This is a genomic window from Streptomyces sp. NBC_01463, assembly GCA_036227345.1.
Classification (GTDB): domain Bacteria; phylum Actinomycetota; class Actinomycetes; order Streptomycetales; family Streptomycetaceae; genus Streptomyces.
In genome coordinates this window covers 4073670-4092973 of sequence record CP109468.1, presented here as the reverse complement: position 1 = coordinate 4092973, position 19304 = coordinate 4073670, and the positions used below count along the sequence as shown (strand labels likewise).

The window sequence follows — 19304 nt, the reverse complement described above, 5'->3', positions numbered from 1 at the left end:
GAGATGACGTCCGTACTCGAAGCCACCGCGGAAGCGGAGTACGACCCGGTAAAGGCACCACCTCCGGGCGGTGTCGCCGTCCTGCGCGCCCCGGACCCCGCCGACGCGGCCTCCTGGGCCGCGGAGCAGCGCACCACCGTGCTGCGCGCCCTCGCCGAACACGGTGCCGTGCTGCTGCGCGGCCTCGCCGTCACCACTCCCGAGGCCGTCGAAGCCGTCTCCCGTGCGCTGGGCGTCGACCCCGTGCAGGAGCGGGAGCGCTTCGCCGGCCGCCGCTCCTACCGTCCCGGTGTGCAGGGATCCTCCGAATGGCCCCCGGACGAACCGATGTGCATGCACCACGAGTTGAGCTACGCCGCCGAGGTGCCCGCCCTCGCCGTCTTCGGCTGCCTCATCGCGCCCCGGGAAGGCGGCGCGACCGCCGTCGCCGACGCCCAGGAGGTGCTGAGCGCCCTGCCCGCCGGGCTCGTCGCCCGGTTCGCCCGCGAGGGATGGCAACTGACACGCACCTACCGTGAGGTCGGTGTCGCCTGGACCGAGGCCTTCGGCACCGACGACCCGGGACAGGTGGCCGAGTACTGCGCCGCGTCAGGGATCGAGCACGCCTGGCTGGACGACGGCGCCCTGCGCACCCGCCAGCGCCGGTCTGCGGTGAGCGACCACCCGGTCAGCGGAAGGCCCCTCTGGTTCAACCAGATCGCCTTCCTGAACGAACTCACTCTCGACCCGATGATCCGCGAGTACCTCACGGATGTGTACGGCGCCGACTCGCTTCCCTTCACCACCGCGCACGGCGACGGCACACCGATCTCCGCCGAGGTGATCGCCACGATCAACCAGGCCTACGGAGGCGCCACCCGGCGCGAGCCGTGGCAGGCCGGCGACGTCCTGCTGGTGGACAACATCCGGATGGCGCACAGCCGCGAGGAGTACCGGGGCGAGCGCGAGATCGTCGTGATCCTCGGCAACCCGACCCGGCTCGCCGGCCACGTCATGGACCTGAACTGACCTCCGTACCACCATCCGCACCCCTACGGGAGAGCCCCGCATGACACCGAGTCCCACCTTCGCCGTGATACCGGGAGCCGAGGTCGACCGTGTCCTCGACGGCCGGCACCAGGACGTCGTCGACCTCGTGGAGGCCGCCTACCGCACCCACGGCGAGGGCGACACCGTCAACCCGCCCTCGTACTTCCTGCGCTTCCCCGACCGGCCCACATCCCGCATCATCGCGCTGCCCGCCTCGATCGGCGGGGACGCCCCCGTCGACGGCCTGAAATGGATATCCAGCTTCCCGGAGAACGTGGCGGCGGGCCTGCCCCGCGCGTCCGCCGTGCTCATCCTCAACGACCCGGAGACCGGCTATCCGCTGGCCTGCCTCGAAAGCTCCATCATCAGCGCCACCCGGACCGCCGCCTCGGCCGCACTCGCCGCCGACGTCCTGACCCGGGGCCGCGCACGCCCCCGCACCATCGGCTTCTTCGGCGTCGGACTCATCGCGCGCTACCTCCACACCTATCTGGCGGGCACCGGCTGGGAGTTCGACGAGTGCGGTGTGCACGACCTCTCGCGCGAGCACGCCGACGGCTTCGCCGACTACCTGGAGCGCTCCGGTTCGGCCGGCACGGTCACCGTGCACGACAGCGCCGAGAAGCTGATCCGCTCCTGCGACATCGTCGTCTTCGCCACCGTCGCGGGGGAGCCGCACGTCACCGAGAGCGAATGGTTCGCACACAACCCACTCGTGCTGCACATCTCTCTCCGTGACCTGTCGCCCGACGTCGTGCTCGCGGCCACGAACATCGTGGACGACGTCGAGCACTGTCTCAAGGCCAATACTTCCCTGCACCTGGCCGAACAGCGGACCGGGAACAGGGACTTCGTGCACGGCACCCTCCACGACGTGCTCACCGGAGCAGTCGAGCCGGCCACCGACCGTCCGGTGGTCTTCTCACCGTTCGGCCTCGGCGTCCTCGACCTCGCGCTCGGCAGGCATGTCTACGACACCGTGCGCGCCGCGGGGGAACTGGCGGTCGTCGACGGCTTCTTCCATGACATGAGCCGTTACGGCTGACCTTTCCGCCTTCACGTCCAAGCCCGAACGCGGGAGGCAGCGTGCCGATCATCTCGGCTCCGCAGGAATTCAACGAGGACGACCTCTACATAGATCTGAGGCCCGTTCTCGGCACTTCGCTCTTCCTCAAGTGCGAGGGATTCAATTTCTCAGGTTCCATCAAACTCAAACCCGCCCTGGCCATGGTCGAGGCGGCTGAACGCAGCGGGGTGCTCACCCCCGGCTCGATTCTTGTGGAGTCCTCGTCCGGGAACCTCGGCGTGGCGCTCAGCATGATCGCGGCGAGCAAGGGCTACCGCTTTCTCTGTGTCACCGACTCCCGCTGCAATCTTTCCTCGCGGCGGCTGATGGAGGCCCTGGGAGCCGATGTCCACATCGTCACCGAACCCGATCCGGAGGAGGGGTTCCTCGGAGCGAGACTGGCCCAGGTGCGCGCCCTGTGCGCCGCCGACCCCCGGCACGTCTGGCTCAACCAGTACACGAACTCCGACAACTGGCGGGCTCACTACCGCTGGACCGCGCCTCCCATCGCCCGGGACTTCCCCGGCCTGGACGTGCTCTTCGTGGGAGCCGGCACCACCGGCACCCTGATGGGGTGCGCCCGCTGGTTCAAGGAGCGCCGTCCGCACGTGCGCATCATCGCCGTGGACAGCGTGGGCTCCGTGACCTTCGGCGGCCCGCCGGAAACCCGGATGATTCCCGGCCTCGGCGCGGGGGTGCGCCCGGAGATCCTCGACGAGGCGTACATCGACGAGGTGGTGCTGGTCCCGGAGACCGACACCGTCCGGATGTGCCACCGGCTGGCCGGCCGCGGCTTCCTCTTCGGCGGATCCACCGGGACCGTCGTCGCGGGAGCGGCCTCCTGGCTGGAGGCCCACGACGCCGAACGCGCCGGGACGACCGCGGTCACCATCTCGCCCGACCTGGGTGAGCGCTATCTGGACACCGTCTACCAGACCAACTGGGTGCAGGGCATCTACGGCAGCACCGCCCTGAGTCCGCAGGACGTCACCGAGCAGGCTGCGGCCTGACCGCCCGTCCCCCGGGCCCCTTCTTATCGACAGCCGTACGGACCACCCGTACGGCAGGAAGCGAGCGCGTCATGACCAATCCGTTCGAGGACACCGAGGGGCGCTACCTCGTGCTGATGAACGACGAGGACCAGTTCTCCCTGTGGCCCGCCTTCGCGGAGGTCCCCGCCGGCTGGCGGGTCGCCCGGGAGGAGGGCAGCCACGCGGAGAGCCTGGCCCACATCGAGGAGCACTGGACCGACATGCGTCCGCGTTCCGTGGCCGAGGCGATGTCCCGTGCCGGTCGCTCCTAGCCCCTGGGCCCGGGCCCGGCTGATGGATTTGCTGGCCTTCGCGCCCCACCCCCACCGGTTCATCGGGCATCCGCCGCAGGGGGCGACCGACCTGGCGAGTCTGTTGCGCGGTCACCCCCTGCGGCAGGCGGCGAAATCACTGGTGATCCGGGTCGCCCTGAAGGGCAAGAAGCGGCAGTACGTGCTCGCGGTGGTGCGCGGGGACCACCGCGTCGATCTCGACGCGGTGTGCGCGGCGGTCGGCGGAGTCCGTGCGGGCTTCGCCGACCGGGCCAGCGCGGAACGGCTCACGGGCTGCGTCAGCGGTTCCATCGTGCCGTTCTCGTTCCATCCGGACCTGCACGTGGTCGTGGACCCCGGCCTGCTGGCGCAGGACGAGATCTACTTCAACGCCGCCCGGCTCGATCAGTCGGTTGCCCTGTCCGCGCACGCCTACCGGGCCCTTGCCGAACCCCGGGTGGCACCGATCGCGGACCGGCCCGGCACCACGGGCCTCTTCGCCCCGCCCGTCGCGCGGGCCGCGTGAACCCGGCCGCACCACCGAGGACGTACAGGACCACCAGGAAGGCGAAGCACAGATGACAGCAACCATCCACTCCACCGGCGCCACGACCCCCGTGGCCGACATGACCGACCGGGCCGGGGCCATCGCCGATGTGGCCCGGACAATCCCCACGGCCGCCGGCGACCGCGTCGACGACCGAGCCTGGGTCGCCGCCGCCCGGCACGCCTGGTCCGACCTCCCCGTGGAACTCCGGCGCACGCTGAGGGACTTCCGCCGTGACTCGGGCCCCACGGGAACCCTGCTGGTACGCGGGCTCCCGGTGGGGGACGCCGGCCTGCCGCCCACCCCCGCGGCCGCCGGCTCCGTGCAGCGCACCGCGGCGCTGCCCGCCGCACTGCTGCTGATGATCGCCGGCGGGCTCGGCGACCCGGCGGCGTTCCGTCCCGAGAAGGGCGGTGCGCTCGTGCAGGACGTCGTCCCGGTGCCGGGACAGGAGGACTTCCAGGGCAACGCCGGATCGGTGCTGCTCACCTTCCACACCGAGAACGCCTTCCACCCCCACCGCCCCGACTTCGTCATGCTCCTGTGCCTGCGCGCCGACCACGAGGGCATCGCCGGACTCCGCACCGGCTGCACCCGTCAGGTGCTGCCGCTGCTCTCGGCGGACGGCCGTGAGGCGCTGTTCAGTCAGGAGTTCCGCACCGCCGCCCCGCCGTCCTTCGGTGCGGCCTCGGGGGCCACCGAAGCGCACGCCGTCCTGTTCGGGGCGCCCGACGACCCCGACGTACGGGTCGACTTCGCGGCCACCGAGCCGCTCACCCCGCGTGCCGGACGCGCCCTGCTCGAACTCCAGGAGCTGTTCGACCTGACCGCACGGACCGCCCTGCTGGAACCCGGTGACCTGGCCGTCGTCGACAACCGGGTCACCGTCCACGGCCGGACCGCGTTCCGGCCCCGCTACGACGGCAACGACCGCTGGCTGCAGCGCAGTTTCATCCTCAGCGACCTGCGCCGCTCCCGCGGCCTGCGAGACGCGGACGGCTACGTACTCGGCTGAGAAGACCGGAAAGCGAGAAGCCCTTGACCACGTTGCTGAAATCCCCGGCGGCGCCGTGCGCCCCGCAGTACCGGCCACCGCCCGCCATCCACGTCCACATCGAGGAGACCCCCCTCCCGGAACACCGCCCGCTCGACCTGTGCACCGCCCTGCGCGAGATCCACGGCGACGACGTCTTCCTGCTGGAGTCGCCGCAGGGCCCGCAGCAGGACTGCACATCGGCGGTCATCGGCTACGACCGGCTCGCCGAGATCCGCATCCACCCCGGGCACATCACCGTCACCGGGACCGAGGCCGTCGCCACCGCTCTGTTCGCGGTGGCCGACGGGCTCGGTCTGGGCCCGCCGGTTGCCGGCTCCCTGCGCATCGACGGGCAGGGCCAGGCCCTGGAGCTGCTCGCAGCCGCTCAGAACCTGTTCGCGTTGCACACCGAACAGCCTGTGGACTCCTACGTGTTCGGGTTCCTGGCCACCCTCGGCTACGGGACCGCCTGGCACCTGGAGGACCTTCCCCCGCGCACGGGCGCCACCGGACCGGACTGCGTGCTGGCCCTCTACCGCAACACCGTCCGGTACGACACGAGCACCGGCAGGGCCCTCCACTTCCGGGCCCGGGCAGCAGAGTTCCCGCAGCCCGCGCCGTTCGACATCGTGGAGGCGGCGCGTGCCGCGGCGGACGCCGTCGAGGAGCCCGTACCGGCCGCGCCCGCACCGCTGTCCGTGCGCGACAGCGCCGACCGGGAGACCTTCCTCGCACGCGCCGGCCGTTGCCTGGAGCACATCGGTGTCGGTGACATCTACCAGATCCAGATCGGGCACCGGATCGACGTCACCACCGCGCTGACCCCGCTCGACGCCTACCGGCGGCTGCGGGACCGCAACCCGTCCCCGTACATGTATCTGGTGCCGCACGCCGGCGCCACACTCATCGGCGCCAGCCCCGAGCTGCTGTTCAAGACCGAGGGCGAACGCATCGTGATGCGGCCCATCGCCGGAACCACCCGGCGCAGCGGTGACACCGAGGCCGACGCGCGGCGCGTCACCGAACTGCTCGCGAGCGAGAAGGAACGGGCCGAGCACGTGATGCTCGTCGACCTGTGCCGCAACGACATCGGGCGTGTCTGTGTGCCGCAGACGCTGACCGCCGGACGTCTGATGGAGGTGGAGGCGTTCTCCCACGTCTACCACCTGGTCTCCACCGTCGAAGGGCGGCTTGCCCCGGAGGCCGACGTGTGGTCGGCGCTCCGGGCGACGTTCCCCGCGGGGACGGTGACCGGCGCACCGAAGATCCGCGCCATGGCGATCATCGAGGAGCTGGAGACCGAGCCGCGTGGCATGTACGCGGGAGCCGTCGGCCTGGTCGATGTGCGCGGCTGGGGGCAGTTCGCGCTCTGCATCCGCACGATCGTGCGCGACGGGCCGGTCTACTCCACTCAGAGCTGTGCCGGCATCGTCGCCGACTCGGCCCCCGAGGCCGAGTGGCGCGAGACCCTGCACAAGATGGGGGCCGCGTACTGGGCGTTGACCGGCGAGGAACTGTCGGCTGTCGCGGAGGCGGGAGACCTGCCGGTCACCGTGCCGGGCGGCCCGGACGGCGGACCCCGGGGAGGTGGGTCCCGGTGAGGATCCTGCTGGTGGACGCCTATGACAGCTTCACCCACATCATCGACCAGTACCTGCGCGGCCTCGGCGCCCGTACCGACGTCGTCAGGGCACGCTCCGAATCGCCCGGGCAGCTCGCCGCCCGACGCCCCGACGCCGTCGTGCTCGGCCCGGGCCCCGGGCACCCCGCGGACTCCGGGCACGTCGAGCTGGTGCACGCGTTCGCCGGGCAGGTGCCGCTGCTCGGCATCTGCCTCGGTCACCAGGCGATCGGTCTGGCCCACGGCGCCCGGGTGAGTGTCGCGGGCCGGCTCAAACACGGCAAGACGAGCCCGGTCCGGCACGACGGAACAGGTCTTTTCGCCGGACTCGCCACTCCGATGACCGCCACGCGCTACCACTCGCTCGTCGTCGAGGACCCGCTGCCCCTGGAACTGGAGGCCACGGCCCACGCCGAGGACGACGGAGCGCTGATGGGCCTGCGCCACCGTGAACTGCCGGTCGAGGGTGTTCAGTTCCATCCCGAGAGCATCACCACCGTCGGCGGTATGCGGCTGATGGCGAACTTCCTCGAAATGGCCCGCCGGTCCGTGCCGGCGCCGGTCTCCTGATCCTTTCCGTCGTCCTTCCGCCCGAACGAGGAGTAGTCCCGTGGTCTACCAGGACCTGTGGCGCGACCTGCCCGCAGCCCAACAGCCCGACTGGCCCGATCCGAAAGCCCTGGACGCGGTCCGCGCCGAACTCGGCGCGGCGGTGCCGCTCGTCGTCGCCGACGAGTGCGAACTCCTCAAGCGGCGGCTCGCCGCCGTGGCCGGGGGAGAAGCATTCCTGCTCCAGGGCGGGGACTGCGCCGAGACCTTCGCCGAGGCCACGGCCGACGCGGTGCGGGGGAAGGTGCGCACCCTTCTCCAGATGTCGCTCGTCCTCACCTACGCGGCCTCCGTCCCCGTGGTCAAGGTGGGCAGAATGGCGGGCCAGTACGCCAAGCCCCGCTCCCGTCCCACCGAGACCCGCGGCGACGTCACCCTGCCCGCCTACCGCGGCGACGCCGTCAACGGATTCGGATTCACGGAGGAACAGCGCACCCCCGACCCGCTACGCCTCCAGCACATGCACCGCTCCGCCGCCGCGACCCTCAACCTGGTCCGCGCCTTCACCACCGGCGGTTACGCGGACCTGCGCCAGGCCCACGCCTGGAACCAGGACTTCGTCGCGGGATCCCCGGCGGGTGTGCGCTACAGCGAACTCGCCGACCAGATCGGCCGGGCGCTCACCTTCATGAAGGTCTGCGGCGCCGACGAGGGCATCGCCCGTGCCGTGGAGTTCTTCGTCAGCCACGAAGGGCTGCTCCTCGACTACGAGGACGCCCTCACCCGCACCGACCCGGAGACCGGCCGCACCTACGCGACCAGCGGGCACCTCCTGTGGATCGGCGAGCGCACCCGGGACATCGACGGCGCGCACGTCGAGTACTTCTCCCGGATCCACAACCCCATCGCCGTGAAGCTCGGCCCGACCGCCACGGCGGACGAGGCGCTCGCCCTGATCGACAGGCTCGATCCGGAACGCGAGCCGGGCCGGCTCACGTTCGTCGTGCGCATGGGTGCCAAGGGCGTACGCGACCGGCTGCCTGCCCTCGTGGAGAAGGTCACCGCCGAGGGCGCGCCCGTCGCGTGGGTGTGCGACCCCATGCACGGCAATACGTTCGAGGCGCCCACGGGGCACAAGACCCGGCACTTCGACGACGTCGTCGAGGAGATCACCGGCTTCTTCGAGGTCCACCGCGGTCTCGGTACCCACCCGGGCGGCGTGCACCTGGAGTTCACCGGGGAGGACGTCACCGAGTGTGTGGGCGGCGCGGACGAGCTCCACTTCGAGAACCTCGCCGAACGCTACGAATCCACCTGCGACCCGCGGCTGAACCGCAGCCAGTCCCTCGACCTCGCCTTCCTCATCGCCGAGAGTTACCGATCGCGATGACCGGCCCCACCGGGCCCGGCGAAGGAAGTGAACCCCCATGCGTCTCGTCCTGGCCGAAAGTTCTCCGGTCCTGCGGACCGGCCTGGCTCACGTGCTCGGAGACCTCGGCCATCAGGTGACCGCGGTCCGCGACACGGGGGCGCTGGCGGCGCTCGCCGATACTCACCGCCCCGACGTGCTGCTCGTCGGGACGGCCGCCGCGCCGGTACGGGACGGCGACGCCGTACGGGACGCGCTGGCCGTCCGCCGCAGCCGCCCGGGCACCGGGGTCCTGCTCTACTCGCGGACACCCGAACCGGAAGTGACGGACGCCCTGCTGGAAGCCGGCGGCCCGGGTCTGGGCCATCAGCTGGAGGCGCACATGACGGAGGTGGACCGGCTCGTCGCCGTACTGACCTGGATCGGTGCGGGGCGCACGGCCTTCGATCCGGCCGCCGCGGGTACCGCGGCCGCCGGGCTCGGGGTCCTCAGCCACCGGGAGTCCGAAGTGGTGGCCCTCATGGCGCAGGGGCGCACCAACACCGCCATCGCCGTACGGCTGTGCATCTCGGAGGGCACCGTGGAGAAGCGGATCGCCGCCGTCTTCGCCAAGCTCGAGGTCCCCGGTGGCAGCGGGGACAACCGGCGGGTCCTGGCCGTCCTGCGCTACCTCGACGCCCTGGACCGGACCGGGCCGGGGGCGGGGCGGCGGGAGCTGGTGGCGGCAGCCTGAAGTCCCCGACGGCCGGGCGGGCTCGGTGATCGAGCCCGCCCGGCCGTCGGGGACGGATCGGTCGTTTCACGCGCCGCCCGGTCAGGCAGGCCGGTCCGAACCGATGAACCCGCGCGCCAGACGGACCTGCAGCTTCGCCAGCCGCACGATGATCCACGGCCCCACGAAGAAGGTCACCACGCCTGCCGCGAAGTGCAGCGCGACCACACCGGCCGGGTGGGGTCCGCCCCACGCCGGATCCGGATAGGAGCGCCAGCCCCAGACCGGGTACGTGAGGTTGCGCGCGGAGACGATCAGCCAGCCGGCCACCGCGAGGAAACCCAGCGCGCCCGCGAGCATGTTGAGCACGTAGAAGGCGGCATGGCGGACGAAGCGGTTGTCCCCGGAACGGCGGCCGATCTCCTCGCCCAGCCAGAACCGGGCGCGCACCCGCTCGAAGCCGGGGCCGCACACGGCGACGACGACCAGGACGGCCAGCAGGATCAAGGGGCCCAGTTCCTGGTGGCCGTTGTCCTGTGCCGCCTTCATCGCGTACTGCAGGACCAGGATCAGACTCAGCGCGAGCGGTAGCAGCAGGGTGTACAGCACGTACTTCCAGGTCTGCCGCCGAAACGGCAGACGCAGCAGCCCGCGCAGACCGGCTGGCTCGTCCTGGCGGGCGAGCGGGGCGTGGGGACGGACGGTGTTCGGCATGGGGGGTTTCCTTCCTTGGACGCGGACGCGGAAAGGTGCCCGGTGGGGGCAGGGACCCACCGGGCACAGCGGTCAGGCTGCGGTGGCAGTCTCCTCGATGTCCACCTTCCGCCGGCCCTCGTTGCGCGCGATCGCCAGCAGCTGGAGCGCGATGGAGGTGCCCTGACGCCCCAGTGCTTCGTGATATTGACTCAGGACATCGTTTTCACGGGAGAGTTGGAACTCGTGAAGTCCGGACAGTCGGCGTAGCGTCCGGAGTTGGGAATCAGTGGTAGCGCGTTCCTCGATCAGGGAGATGATCGATCGGTCGAGCGAGGCGAGGTGCGCCTGACGCTCCATGAGCCGGGCGGAGTTGACCGGGGACATTTCAGACCTCCAGGGTGTGCGGTGCTCGCTGGGCAGAGGGCGACGGAATGCGTACGGAGTTGACGGTGACCGGGTCGGGGTCCGCGGGGCCGGGGGAAGCGACGGCGCCGGAAGCGGCCGGGGGACGGACACCGATGGCCTTGAGCAGCGGTCCGGTGAGCGCCGTGGTGGCCAGCGCCATCAGGACCAGGACGGTCAGACCGTTCGAACTGATCAGTCCCGCCTCCCAGCCGATGCCGGCGACGACGACCTCGGTCACCCCGCGGCAGTTCATCAGCGCGCCGAGCCGCAGGGCCTCGTTGCGGGGCATGCCCACCGCCATCGCGGCGCCCCCCGCGCCGGCGAACTTGGACACCGTCGCGGCTGCCACGACACCGACGAGGACCAGCCAGTGCCACGGGTCGAGACCCAGCCCCCGAACGGAGACGTTGAGTCCGACCCCGGCGAAGAACAGGGGCAGCAGCACAGCCAGGGTGAACCCCTGCAACTGCTCGTTCATCCGCTGTGCCGCCCGGGAACCGCGCGGCACAGCGGTGCCGAACAGGAAAGCGCCGATCACCGGATGCAGCCCGATCACCTGGGTGATCGCCGCGTAGGTGACGGCTCCGGCCAGCAGCATCATGGGCAGCAGGAGCTTCGCTCCGCCCTGCCGTTTCTCCGCCGTGAGTACCGCGGCCGCCAGCAGCGGCCGCACGGCCAGCGCGGTCACCGTGACCAGGGCGAGCGTCAGGCCGACCGTGGCGGCGACACTCCCCGTGGCACTCGTCATCGCGAGGATGACCGTGAGCGCCAGCCAGGCCACGCCGTCCCCGACCGCCGCGCCGGCCAGGGCGAACGTCCCGAGTTCGGAGCGGTCCATCCGCAGATCGACCAGGACCCGGGCGAGCACCGGCAGCGCCGTGACCGACAGCGCCAGACCGAAGAACAGGGCATAGCTCGTGTGGTGCCCGGCCGAACCGCGCAGGACATCGGGCGCGGCCACCGCGATACCGAGACCGGCGAGGAACGGGAGCCCCATCCCGCCGAGGACCGTGGCGGCCAGCGCGCTGCTCCCCGCCCTGACCCGCTCCATGCGCAGCTCGCAGCCGAGCAGGAACATGAACGTGACCAGCCCCAGCTGAGCTGCCATGGATATGGTCGACTTCACCTCGGCCGGCAGGAGCCACGCCTGGGCGGACGGCCACACCCAGCCGAGCGCGGACGGCCCCAGGAGCAGGCCCCCCACTATCTCCCCGATCACCGCGGGCTGGCCGAAGCGGCGGAACACCGTACCCAGTAAGTGGCTCAGCAACACGATCACCGCGACGGCCAGCAGGAACCGGGCCGTCGGATCGGCCCCGGAATGCTCACCCCCGCCGCGCACCAGACCGGGCCCCCAGACGACGGTCGCGCTCACCAGGACGACCAGACCGGCCGCCATGCTCACCGCGGGGCGCCGGGACCTGGCCGGGGCTGCGCGCATCGGGCGTGCCGACGACAGGGTCATGACGCCACTCCCTCAGGAGAGGGCCGGGCACCCGGGACCGCGCCGCCGGGCCAGTGCGCGAAGCGGCGCACCCCGTACAGCAGGGGAGTACCCGAGTCCTGGACAACTTCGGTCACTTCGCCCAGCACCATCGTATGATCGCCTATTTCGATCAAGTCGGACACTCGGCAATCGGCCGTGGTGAACGCGTCCTGGACCAGCCAGGGGAGTCCCGCACCGGGTGAAGGCCGCCATTCCACCTGCTCGAACCGGTTCGCGACCGGCTTGGCGAACACCTCGGCGGCGCCCCGACCGCCGTCGTGCAGCAGATTCACCGCGAAGGCGCCATGGGTCCGCAGCGCCCGCAGCGTCTCGCCGCGGGTGTTCAGGCAGACCGAGAGGGTCGGCGGCTCGGAGGTGACGCTGGCCAGGGACGAGCAGGTGAGCCCGCGCGGCAGACCGTCCGGGCCGTAGGTGGTGATCACGGCGACGCCGGTGGGAAACGCGCTCATGAGGGAACGGAACTCGTCCACGGCCACCGGGGCCCGCTCGGCGGCGGCATGGTGGGGTGGCCGCTGCCACGGTCTCACTGAGCGCAGACCCGGACGGGCGTCCGTGGTCCGTGATGCGGGCTGGGCTGGCATTCTCACTCGCCTCCAGGCGCGTATACGGAAGTTCACCGGCAGGGGCGCCGGTACCCGCACGACGGGGGATGTGCGGGCACCGGCGGCAGGAAGGTACGCCCGCGCTCAGTGGATCGAGGCGAGGTACTCGTAGCAGCTGGGAAGTGCGTCGACCAGGCGCTTCGCGTCGCTCTGCACCGCGGCCAGTTCGGCGCGTGCGGCCCTCGGGTCGATGTGCGAGAGCGCGGGCCGCGGCCCGGCGGGCTCGTGCCCGAGGCCCATCAGCATGGTGATCCAGGAGTACTGCTCGAAGCCGTGGTAGGGCTGGTAGATGCTCCGGTCGTCCAGCAGGTGCGAAGCGGCCAGTTCGAGCCGTTCGGCGAGACCGTCCGGCAGGGCGCGGACCTTGGCCTCCTTCCAGTACGGAGTGTCCTCGCGGGCCGCCGCCACGTAGTGGAGAACCAGCAGCTCCTTGACCCCGTCGAGGACCTCGGCGACCCGGCCGTTGTAGTCGTTGCGCAGCTGGGGATCCCAGTTCTCGTCCGGGAAGTTCTTCACCAGCTGCTCGATGCCGTGCTGGATGAAGAAGATGCCGGTCGACTCCAGCGGTTCGACGAACGCGCTGGACAGACCGATGGCGACACAGTTGTTGACCCAGGAACGCTCATTGCGGCCGATGCGCATCCGGATGTGGTTCGCCTCCAGATCCTCCTGGCCGGGGGCGGCGAACTCCCGCAGGGTGCGCTCGGCCTCCTCGGGGGAGCAGAACTGGTCGGAGTACACATAGCCGTGGCCGTTCCGGCCGAACAGCGGAATCGTCCAGATCCAGCCCGCGTCCATCGCGGTCGCCGTCGTGTACGGATTCATGCCCTCGGTGGCCTGGTTCGGCTTGGGGACACGCAGGGCGACGGCCCGGTTGTTCGGCAGCATGTCCTCGAAGGAGAGGAACTTCTCCTCCAGCGTCTTGTTGATCAGCAGTCCGCGGAAGCCCGTGCAGTCGATGAACAGATCGCCGGCCAGGTCACCCTGCTCACGCGTGGTGACATGGCTGATCCAGCCGCGCTCGTCGCGGGCCACGTCGACGACGTCGTCCACGACGTGGCGCACACCCCGGTCGGTGCCGTACGTGGTGAGGAACTTCGCCAGCAGCCCGGCGTCGAAGTGGTACGCGTAGGGGAACTGGGTCCGCTGCTCCTGCAGCGTCGAGCGGCCCAGCGAATCGTCCAGCCCGCCGGCGAACAGCGACCCGTCGAGCATCCGGGGCGAGCGCTGCGCCTCGCACAGATGCGGGGTGAGGTAGACGCCGTGGTCGAAGGGCTTGCTCCGGTCGCCCTCCTTGAGCCACCAGTCGGCGAGGGAGAACCCGTCGGAGGTGCGCAGCCGCTCGAACGGGTGGTAGAAGTGCTCGCCCGCCCTGCGCCAGTTCTCGAACCGGATACCCATCTTGTACGAGCCGGCGACGTGGGGAAGCCATTCGGTCTCGTCGAGACCGAGGTAGTCGAAGAAGTGCCGGACCGTGCTGAACGTGGCCTCTCCGACACCGATGCTCGATACGCGATCGGACTCGACGACGGTGACGGCGATGCGGTCACCGAATGCCGCCTTGAGGTATGTGGCGCTCATCCATCCCGCGGTGCCTCCGCCGACGATGACGACTGACTTGATCACTGAGCGTCTCCTTGTTTCCGGAACCGAAAGAAATGGGTGAGAAGAGAGCTGGACCGAGCCCGTTGGCCGGGCGGTACCGCCGGCTGATGATCCATGTGCCGAAGGTATCCGGGCGCGTTTTCCTTCTGTTATCGATGGGATTTACCGGAACCGTTCGGTGAGCATTTCCGCACCGCTGTGCATCCGGATGGTGACGGAGCCGGCGCCCAGGACGGCCACCGAGCCGTGGTACGCCTCGCCCATGGGGAGATCGGCGAGCGCCGGCAGCGACCGCGTGCCGCCGCCCGGTCCGTGGCGGCGCAGCAGCGCGGCAGGCTCGTGCGGTGCCGAGACGCTGAGATCGGTCATCGCCGAGTACAGCCCCTCGCCGGTGGCCTTCAGCACCGCTTCCTTGCGGGTCCAGTACGTGAGGCAGGCACGCGCCCGGTCCTGGGGCGGCAGCTCCGCCACGGCGGCGCGCTCGTCGTCGGCCAGCACGAGCTCGAATTCCGCGGGCACCCCAGGGAGTCCGCCCGTGCCTTGCCCGCCGGCCGACCCCGGTGGCCCGCCCGGGTCCACCGGCCCGGGAAACTCCTCGACGTCCACGCCGACGGCATGGCCGCGGACCACGGCGACGGCCACCACCTCGCCCGAGTGGGAGATCGAAAGCTCCCAGCCGGCGGCCGCACCGACCGGCTGCGGCTTGCCGTGGGCCCCGCCGCACTCCGCGCACCGCGTGTGCAGCCGCACCGATCCGGGCTCCGCGCCCAGCAGCGCGCCGAGCGCGGTCCTGGCCAGCACCCGCCCGGTGACGAAGCGGGCCAGATCGAGCTCGTGCACGTACGAGGAACAGCGGGCGAGTTCCGCCGCCTCCAGCAGGCCGAACCAGGACGCGGGGCGGGTCAGAGGCCGCTGCAACCAGACGTGGCACTCGATATCCCGGTCCATTACCTGTTGCACCTGCCTTTCCGGCCGACCCTGTTTCAGGCTGCTACGCGCGAACGCGCGAGTTCCTGTCCGGCGGCGCTCTCTGCCTCGTCCAGACGGTCCGACCAATAGGCGTTCAGCTTTCCGTCGAAAAGCCTCCGGAAATTACTGAGGAGCCGCAGCCGCTCGGCCGGAACGGGTTCGTGCTTCACGAAGAACGGAAGATCTGCGGGGGTGATGTGCCGCATACCCAGCAGCGGAATCGGACTGGTGAACGGCCGGAAGTCGTCGTTGTGCAGACCGATCGTCTCGTGCTCGGGCCAGAAGTCACCGATCATCAGCCCCAGCTCGACGAACTCCGGCTTGAGGGCCGCGTGCACGCGCCCGACCATGGCCTTGAGCTCGGTGTCGGGCAGCCCGTACGGCACCGCCATGCCCACGAGGTAGAGCCGGTCGGAGCCCAGCTCCTCGGCCCGCTCCAGAACACCCGCCCGCAGCTTCCGGGCCAGCGCCATCAACGCCTGGTCACCCTCGGACGCGTCGAACTCGGCCATGGTGACGTAGCGCCGGCGGATCGCCTTGACCATGTAGGGGCAGACGACTCCGTCCCGCCCGAGTTCGGGATGCGGATGGATCGGGTACGTGCTCAGCCAGTCCCAGGCCTGGGACATCCGGTCGCCGGACATGCGTGCCTCCCTGTTGTTCATCTGCGGGGACGCTAGCCAGGAGCCGTATCGACTCGGCATCACACCGGCTTCACACCGACGGGGGTGGGCGAGCCCTTAGGCTCGCCCCATGGGCAGTCATCCGCACACCCCACCCCTGCCGGCCCCGACCACCCCCGCCGGCCGGGAGGGCCTCGCCGCCCTCCTCGCCCGCCCCGACCGCGCAGTCATCGCACTCGACTTCGACGGAACGCTCGCCGACATCGTCCCGGACCCCGAACAGGCCCGCGCCCACCCCGGCGCCGTCGAGGCACTGGCCGCACTCGCCCCCAGGGTCGCCTCGATCGCCGTGATCACCGGCCGCCCGGCCGGCGTCGCGGTGCGCTACGGCGGCTTCGCCGGGGTCGCCGGACTGGATCACCTCGTCGTCCTCGGCCACTACGGCGCCGAGCGCTGGGACGCCGTCTCCGGCACCGTCCACGCCCCCGCCCCGCACCCCGGCGTTGCCGCCGTGCGCGCCGAACTCCCCGGCGTACTGGACAGGTTCGACTCCTGGCACGGCACCTGGATAGAGGAGAAGGGGCAGGCGCTCGCCGTCCACACCCGCCGCGCCGCCGATCCGCAGGCCGCCTTCGAGGCCCTGCGCGGCCCCCTCGGCGAGCTCGCCGCCCGGCACGGACTGATCGTCGAACCGGGCCGCCTGGTCCTGGAGCTGCGCCCGTCCGGCATGGACAAGGGCGTGGCGCTCACCCAGTACGTGCGCGAGACCGGCGCCGAGTCCGTGCTCTACGCGGGCGACGACCTCGGCGACCTTGCCGCGTTCGCCGCCGTGGAGAAGCTCCGCACCGAGGGCCCCGACGGCACCCCCGGGCTGCTGATCTGCAGCGGCAGCGCGGAAGTGCCCGAACTGGCCGAGCGCGCCGACCTGTCGGTGCCGGGGCCGGGCGCGGTCGTGGAGTTCCTGTCAGCCCTGGCGCAGCGCCTCTAGCTGGTCCAGGAACCACTGCTGCGGCGGCAGCGCCGTGCCCGCCGCGGCCAGCCGCTTGGTGCGGGCCGCCCGCTCGTCGTCCGCCATCGTCAGCGCCTCGTGCAGCGCGTCGGCGGTGGCGGACACGTCGTACGGGTTCACCGTGATCGCGTCGGTCCCCAGCTCCTCGTACGCCCCCGCCTCCCGCGACAGCACCAGCGCGCAGCCGTGGTCGGAGACGACCGGGACCTCCTTGGCGACCAGGTTCATCCCGTCCCGGATCGGGTTGACGAGCGCGACGTCCGCCAGCCGGTACGCGGCCAGCGAGCGGGCGAAGTCGTCTTTGACGTGCAGGACGACCGGCGTCCAGTCCGCCGTCCCGTAGGCCTCGTTGATGGTTTCGGCGACGCGCTGCACCTCGGCGGTGTACTCCCGGTAGACCGCCAGGTCCTGCCGCGAGGGGTAGGCGAACGCGATGTGGACGACGCGCCCGCGCCATTCGGGCCGCCCGTCCAGCAGGGCGCGGTAGGCGTGCAGACCGCGGACGATGTTCTTCGACAGTTCCGTGCGGTCCACCCGCACGATCGTCTTCCGGTCCGGGCCCACCTGCTCCCGCAGCGCCGCCATCCGCTCGTCGACGTCCGCCTCGTGGGCGCGGCGGCGCAGGAAGTCCGCGTCGGCGCCGAGCCCGTGCACCCCGATCCGGGTGTGGCCGGTGCCGCCGAGGATCTCCGTGCAGCAGCCGATGAAGGCGTCCGCCCAGCGCCGGGTGAGGAACGCGGCCCGGTCCGCGCCGAGGATGCCGTGCAGCAGCTGGGCGGCGATGTCGTCGGGCAGCATCCGGAAGTAGTCGACGGGCGCCCACGGGGTGTGCGAGAAGTGGCCGATCCGCAGGTCGGGGCGGAGCTCGCGGAGCATGCCGGGCACCAGCGCCAGGTGGTAGTCCTGCACCAGGACCGCCGCACCCTCGCCCGCCTCCTCGGCGAGCGCCTCGGCGAAGGCCCGGTTGTACGTCTCGAAGGACGCCCACTGGCGGCGGAACTCCGCGTCGAAGACGGGCTCGACGGGGGTCTGGTAGAGCAGGTGGTGGACGAACCAGAGCACCGAGTTGGCGATGCCGTTGTACGCGTCGGCGTGCACGTCCGCGTCGATGTCGAGCATCCGGACGCCCGGCTCGGCGACACCGCGCCGCACCGCCTCCCGGTCACCGTCCCCGAGGGCCGCGCACACCCACGTCTTGTCGTCCACGGCGCTCAGGCCGGAGACGAGCCCGCCACCGCCCCGTTTGGCGTCGAGCGAGCCGTCCTCGCGCAGGGTGTACGAGACCGGGCCGCGGTTGGACGCGACGAGGACCTGGGCAGCGGGCTGAGGGACGTGCTCGGAGACCATGTTGCGGAATCTAGCCCGATCACCAACCGCCCAAACGTGCGAAGTCCGGCCACGTCATGCCGCGCGGCGCGAAACGTACTCCTCGATCTCCCGCATCGGCGGCCGCTCCTCGGTGTCCACGGGATACGTGTGCGGGACGAAGCCGTGCTCGCCGCGCTCGAACTGGGTCAGCGCCGGGCGCACCAGGTGGCCCCGGGAGAGGCGCAGCTGGGCGGTGCGGTAGATGGCGGCCGCCATCCGGCCGAGCGCCTGGCCGTCCTGGTGGCGGTGCCTGCGGACACCGACGTCGACCTGGGCGAGCGCGTCCAGGCCCACGGTGTGCAGGGAGTCGACGAGCAGCCCCAGCTCCACCCCGTAACCGACCGGGAACGGCAGCCGCTCCAGCAGGGACCTGCGCACCGCGTACTCCCCGCCCAGCGGCTGGACGAAGCCGGCCAGCTGCGGCCAGTGCAGATTGAGCAGCGGGCGCGCCACCATCTCGGTGACCCGGCCGCCCTGCCCCGTGGTGTCGCCGAAGGGACGGTCGTACATCGCCTTGACGAACTGCACCGACGGGTCGGTCAGCAGCGGGCCGACGATGCCGGACACGAAGTCCGCCGAGAAGTCCTTCAGGTCCGCGTCGATGAAGCACACGATGTCGCCACCGGTCACCAGGAGTGACCGCCACAGCACCTCGCCCTTGCCGGGGACGGCGGGCATCCGCGGCAGGATCGCGTCCCGGTGGATGACCCGGGCCCCCGCCCGGCGGGCGACCTCGGCGGTCGCGTCCGTCGAGCCGGAGTCGATCACCACCAGCTCGTCGACCAGCCGGGTCTTCTCCATGAGCTCGCGCCGGATGGTCGCGACGATGTCGCCGACCGTCTCCGCCTCGTTCAGCGCGGGCAGCACGACGCTGACGCTCCCGGCGCGCGACCCGGCGTTCCGGAGGCTGTCCCTGGCGGCCAGAAGACGGTCCAGCGGACGGTCGGCGGCCGACCAGGAACGCCTGGTCAGCCAGCGTTCGACCTCTTCCAGCACGGTCGATACTCCCTGTATGTGATCCATCTCGCGGTACGGACGACTATCTCAACAGTCCGGTGCTTCGGTTACAGTCTTGAACAACGCAGATGGCCGTCGCATGCCGGGGTCCGTCCGCCGATAAACGCCTGGATCCATGGTCCAGTGCCACAGCGCTCATCCAGAGGGACTGAGGGAACGGCCCGTTGAAGTCCCGGCAACCCTCCTGCCGACCGCGAGGTTCGGTAGGGAAGGTGCCAATTCCGTCTCGTGGCGAAATGCGTCACGAGGAAGATGAGGAGAAAGGGCCTCG

Annotated in this window: 20 protein-coding genes and 1 riboswitch; of the genes, 11 read left to right on the top strand and 9 right to left on the bottom strand. The window is 71.0% G+C overall.

The features are described from left to right. Positions 1-3 precede the first annotated feature (3 nt). From OG521_18070 to OG521_18025, 10 genes are all read left to right on the top strand, one after another. Positions 4-1008 carry a TauD/TfdA family dioxygenase gene (locus OG521_18070; GenBank protein WUW22597.1) on the top strand — a complete coding sequence of 335 codons (1005 nt, stop codon included), beginning with the start codon at positions 4-6 and terminating at the stop codon, positions 1006-1008. A 40-nt stretch (positions 1009-1048) separates the two neighbouring features. Further along, the gene (gene sbnB / locus OG521_18065; protein ID WUW22596.1) at positions 1049-2074 is read left to right on the top strand and encodes a 2,3-diaminopropionate biosynthesis protein SbnB; all 1026 of its coding nucleotides are present in this window, start codon (positions 1049-1051) and stop codon (positions 2072-2074) included. Between the two features lie 41 nt (positions 2075-2115). Further along, positions 2116-3105 carry a 2,3-diaminopropionate biosynthesis protein SbnA gene (gene sbnA, locus OG521_18060; protein WUW22595.1) on the top strand — a complete coding sequence of 330 codons (990 nt, stop codon included), beginning with the start codon at positions 2116-2118 and terminating at the stop codon, positions 3103-3105. A 71-nt stretch (positions 3106-3176) separates the two neighbouring features. Beyond that, entirely contained in the window at positions 3177-3398 is a 222-nt protein-coding gene (locus tag OG521_18055) for an MbtH family protein (protein WUW22594.1), read from the top strand. 22 nt (positions 3399-3420) lie between these two features. Continuing rightward, on the top strand, positions 3421-3924 hold the full coding sequence (locus OG521_18050) for a YbaK/prolyl-tRNA synthetase associated domain-containing protein (GenBank protein WUW26721.1): 504 nt from the start codon (positions 3421-3423) through the stop codon (positions 3922-3924). A 100-nt stretch (positions 3925-4024) separates the two neighbouring features. Continuing rightward, the gene (locus tag OG521_18045) at positions 4025-4960 is read left to right on the top strand and encodes a clavaminate synthase family protein (protein ID WUW26720.1); all 936 of its coding nucleotides are present in this window, start codon (positions 4025-4027) and stop codon (positions 4958-4960) included. A 23-nt stretch (positions 4961-4983) separates the two neighbouring features. Next, complete coding sequence (locus OG521_18040; protein ID WUW22593.1) at positions 4984-6582, top strand: anthranilate synthase component I family protein; 1599 nt, start codon at positions 4984-4986, stop codon at positions 6580-6582. Beyond that, positions 6579-7172: an aminodeoxychorismate/anthranilate synthase component II gene (locus tag OG521_18035; GenBank protein WUW22592.1), complete on the top strand. Its 594-nt coding sequence runs from the start codon at positions 6579-6581 to the stop codon at positions 7170-7172. Before OG521_18040 ends, OG521_18035 begins: the two co-directional genes overlap by 4 nt. Before the next feature lie 40 nt (positions 7173-7212). Next, a complete protein-coding gene (locus OG521_18030; GenBank protein ID WUW22591.1) occupies positions 7213-8541 on the top strand; it encodes a 3-deoxy-7-phosphoheptulonate synthase class II in 1329 nt (442 codons plus the stop codon). Between the two features lie 37 nt (positions 8542-8578). Further along, on the top strand, positions 8579-9253 hold the full coding sequence (locus tag OG521_18025) for a response regulator transcription factor (protein WUW22590.1): 675 nt from the start codon (positions 8579-8581) through the stop codon (positions 9251-9253). A gap of 81 nt (positions 9254-9334) precedes the next feature. Here the strand turns inward: OG521_18025 and OG521_18020 are convergent, their stop codons facing one another. The 7 genes from OG521_18020 to OG521_17990 form a co-directional block, all read right to left on the bottom strand. Beyond that, entirely contained in the window at positions 9335-9946 is a 612-nt protein-coding gene (locus tag OG521_18020; protein WUW22589.1) for a sensor domain-containing protein, read from the bottom strand. Positions 9947-10018: 72 nt separating this feature from the next. Beyond that, complete coding sequence (locus OG521_18015) at positions 10019-10312, bottom strand: chorismate mutase (protein ID WUW22588.1); 294 nt, start codon at positions 10310-10312, stop codon at positions 10019-10021. Between the two features lies 1 nt (position 10313). After that, a complete protein-coding gene (locus OG521_18010) occupies positions 10314-11798 on the bottom strand; it encodes a cation:proton antiporter (GenBank protein ID WUW22587.1) in 1485 nt (494 codons plus the stop codon). Further along, positions 11795-12289 (bottom strand): flavin reductase family protein, encoded by a 495-nt coding sequence (locus tag OG521_18005; GenBank protein ID WUW22586.1) that lies wholly within the window; start codon positions 12287-12289, stop codon positions 11795-11797. The genes OG521_18010 and OG521_18005 overlap by 4 nt, the downstream gene beginning before the upstream one ends. Positions 12290-12526: 237 nt before the next feature. Next, positions 12527-14068, bottom strand: coding sequence for a tryptophan 7-halogenase (locus tag OG521_18000; protein WUW22585.1), 1542 nt, complete (start codon positions 14066-14068; stop codon positions 12527-12529). A gap of 141 nt (positions 14069-14209) precedes the next feature. Further along, complete coding sequence (locus OG521_17995) at positions 14210-14995, bottom strand: 4'-phosphopantetheinyl transferase superfamily protein (GenBank protein ID WUW22584.1); 786 nt, start codon at positions 14993-14995, stop codon at positions 14210-14212. A 35-nt stretch (positions 14996-15030) separates the two neighbouring features. Continuing rightward, positions 15031-15681 carry a hypothetical protein gene (locus OG521_17990; protein WUW22583.1) on the bottom strand — a complete coding sequence of 217 codons (651 nt, stop codon included), beginning with the start codon at positions 15679-15681 and terminating at the stop codon, positions 15031-15033. A gap of 88 nt (positions 15682-15769) precedes the next feature. Between OG521_17990 and otsB the strand changes: the two genes are divergently transcribed. Next, positions 15770-16627: a trehalose-phosphatase gene (gene otsB, locus OG521_17985; protein ID WUW22582.1), complete on the top strand. Its 858-nt coding sequence runs from the start codon at positions 15770-15772 to the stop codon at positions 16625-16627. Here the strand turns inward: otsB and OG521_17980 are convergent. Together OG521_17980 and OG521_17975 are read right to left on the bottom strand one after the other, a co-directional pair. Then, complete coding sequence (locus OG521_17980; GenBank protein WUW22581.1) at positions 16604-17995, bottom strand: trehalose-6-phosphate synthase; 1392 nt, start codon at positions 17993-17995, stop codon at positions 16604-16606. The genes otsB and OG521_17980 overlap by 24 nt on opposite strands. Before the next feature lie 54 nt (positions 17996-18049). Continuing rightward, entirely contained in the window at positions 18050-19012 is a 963-nt protein-coding gene (locus OG521_17975) for a glucosyl-3-phosphoglycerate synthase (protein ID WUW22580.1), read from the bottom strand. A gap of 153 nt (positions 19013-19165) precedes the next feature. Then, positions 19166-19292, top strand: a riboswitch (SAM riboswitch). Positions 19293-19304 lie beyond the last annotated feature (12 nt).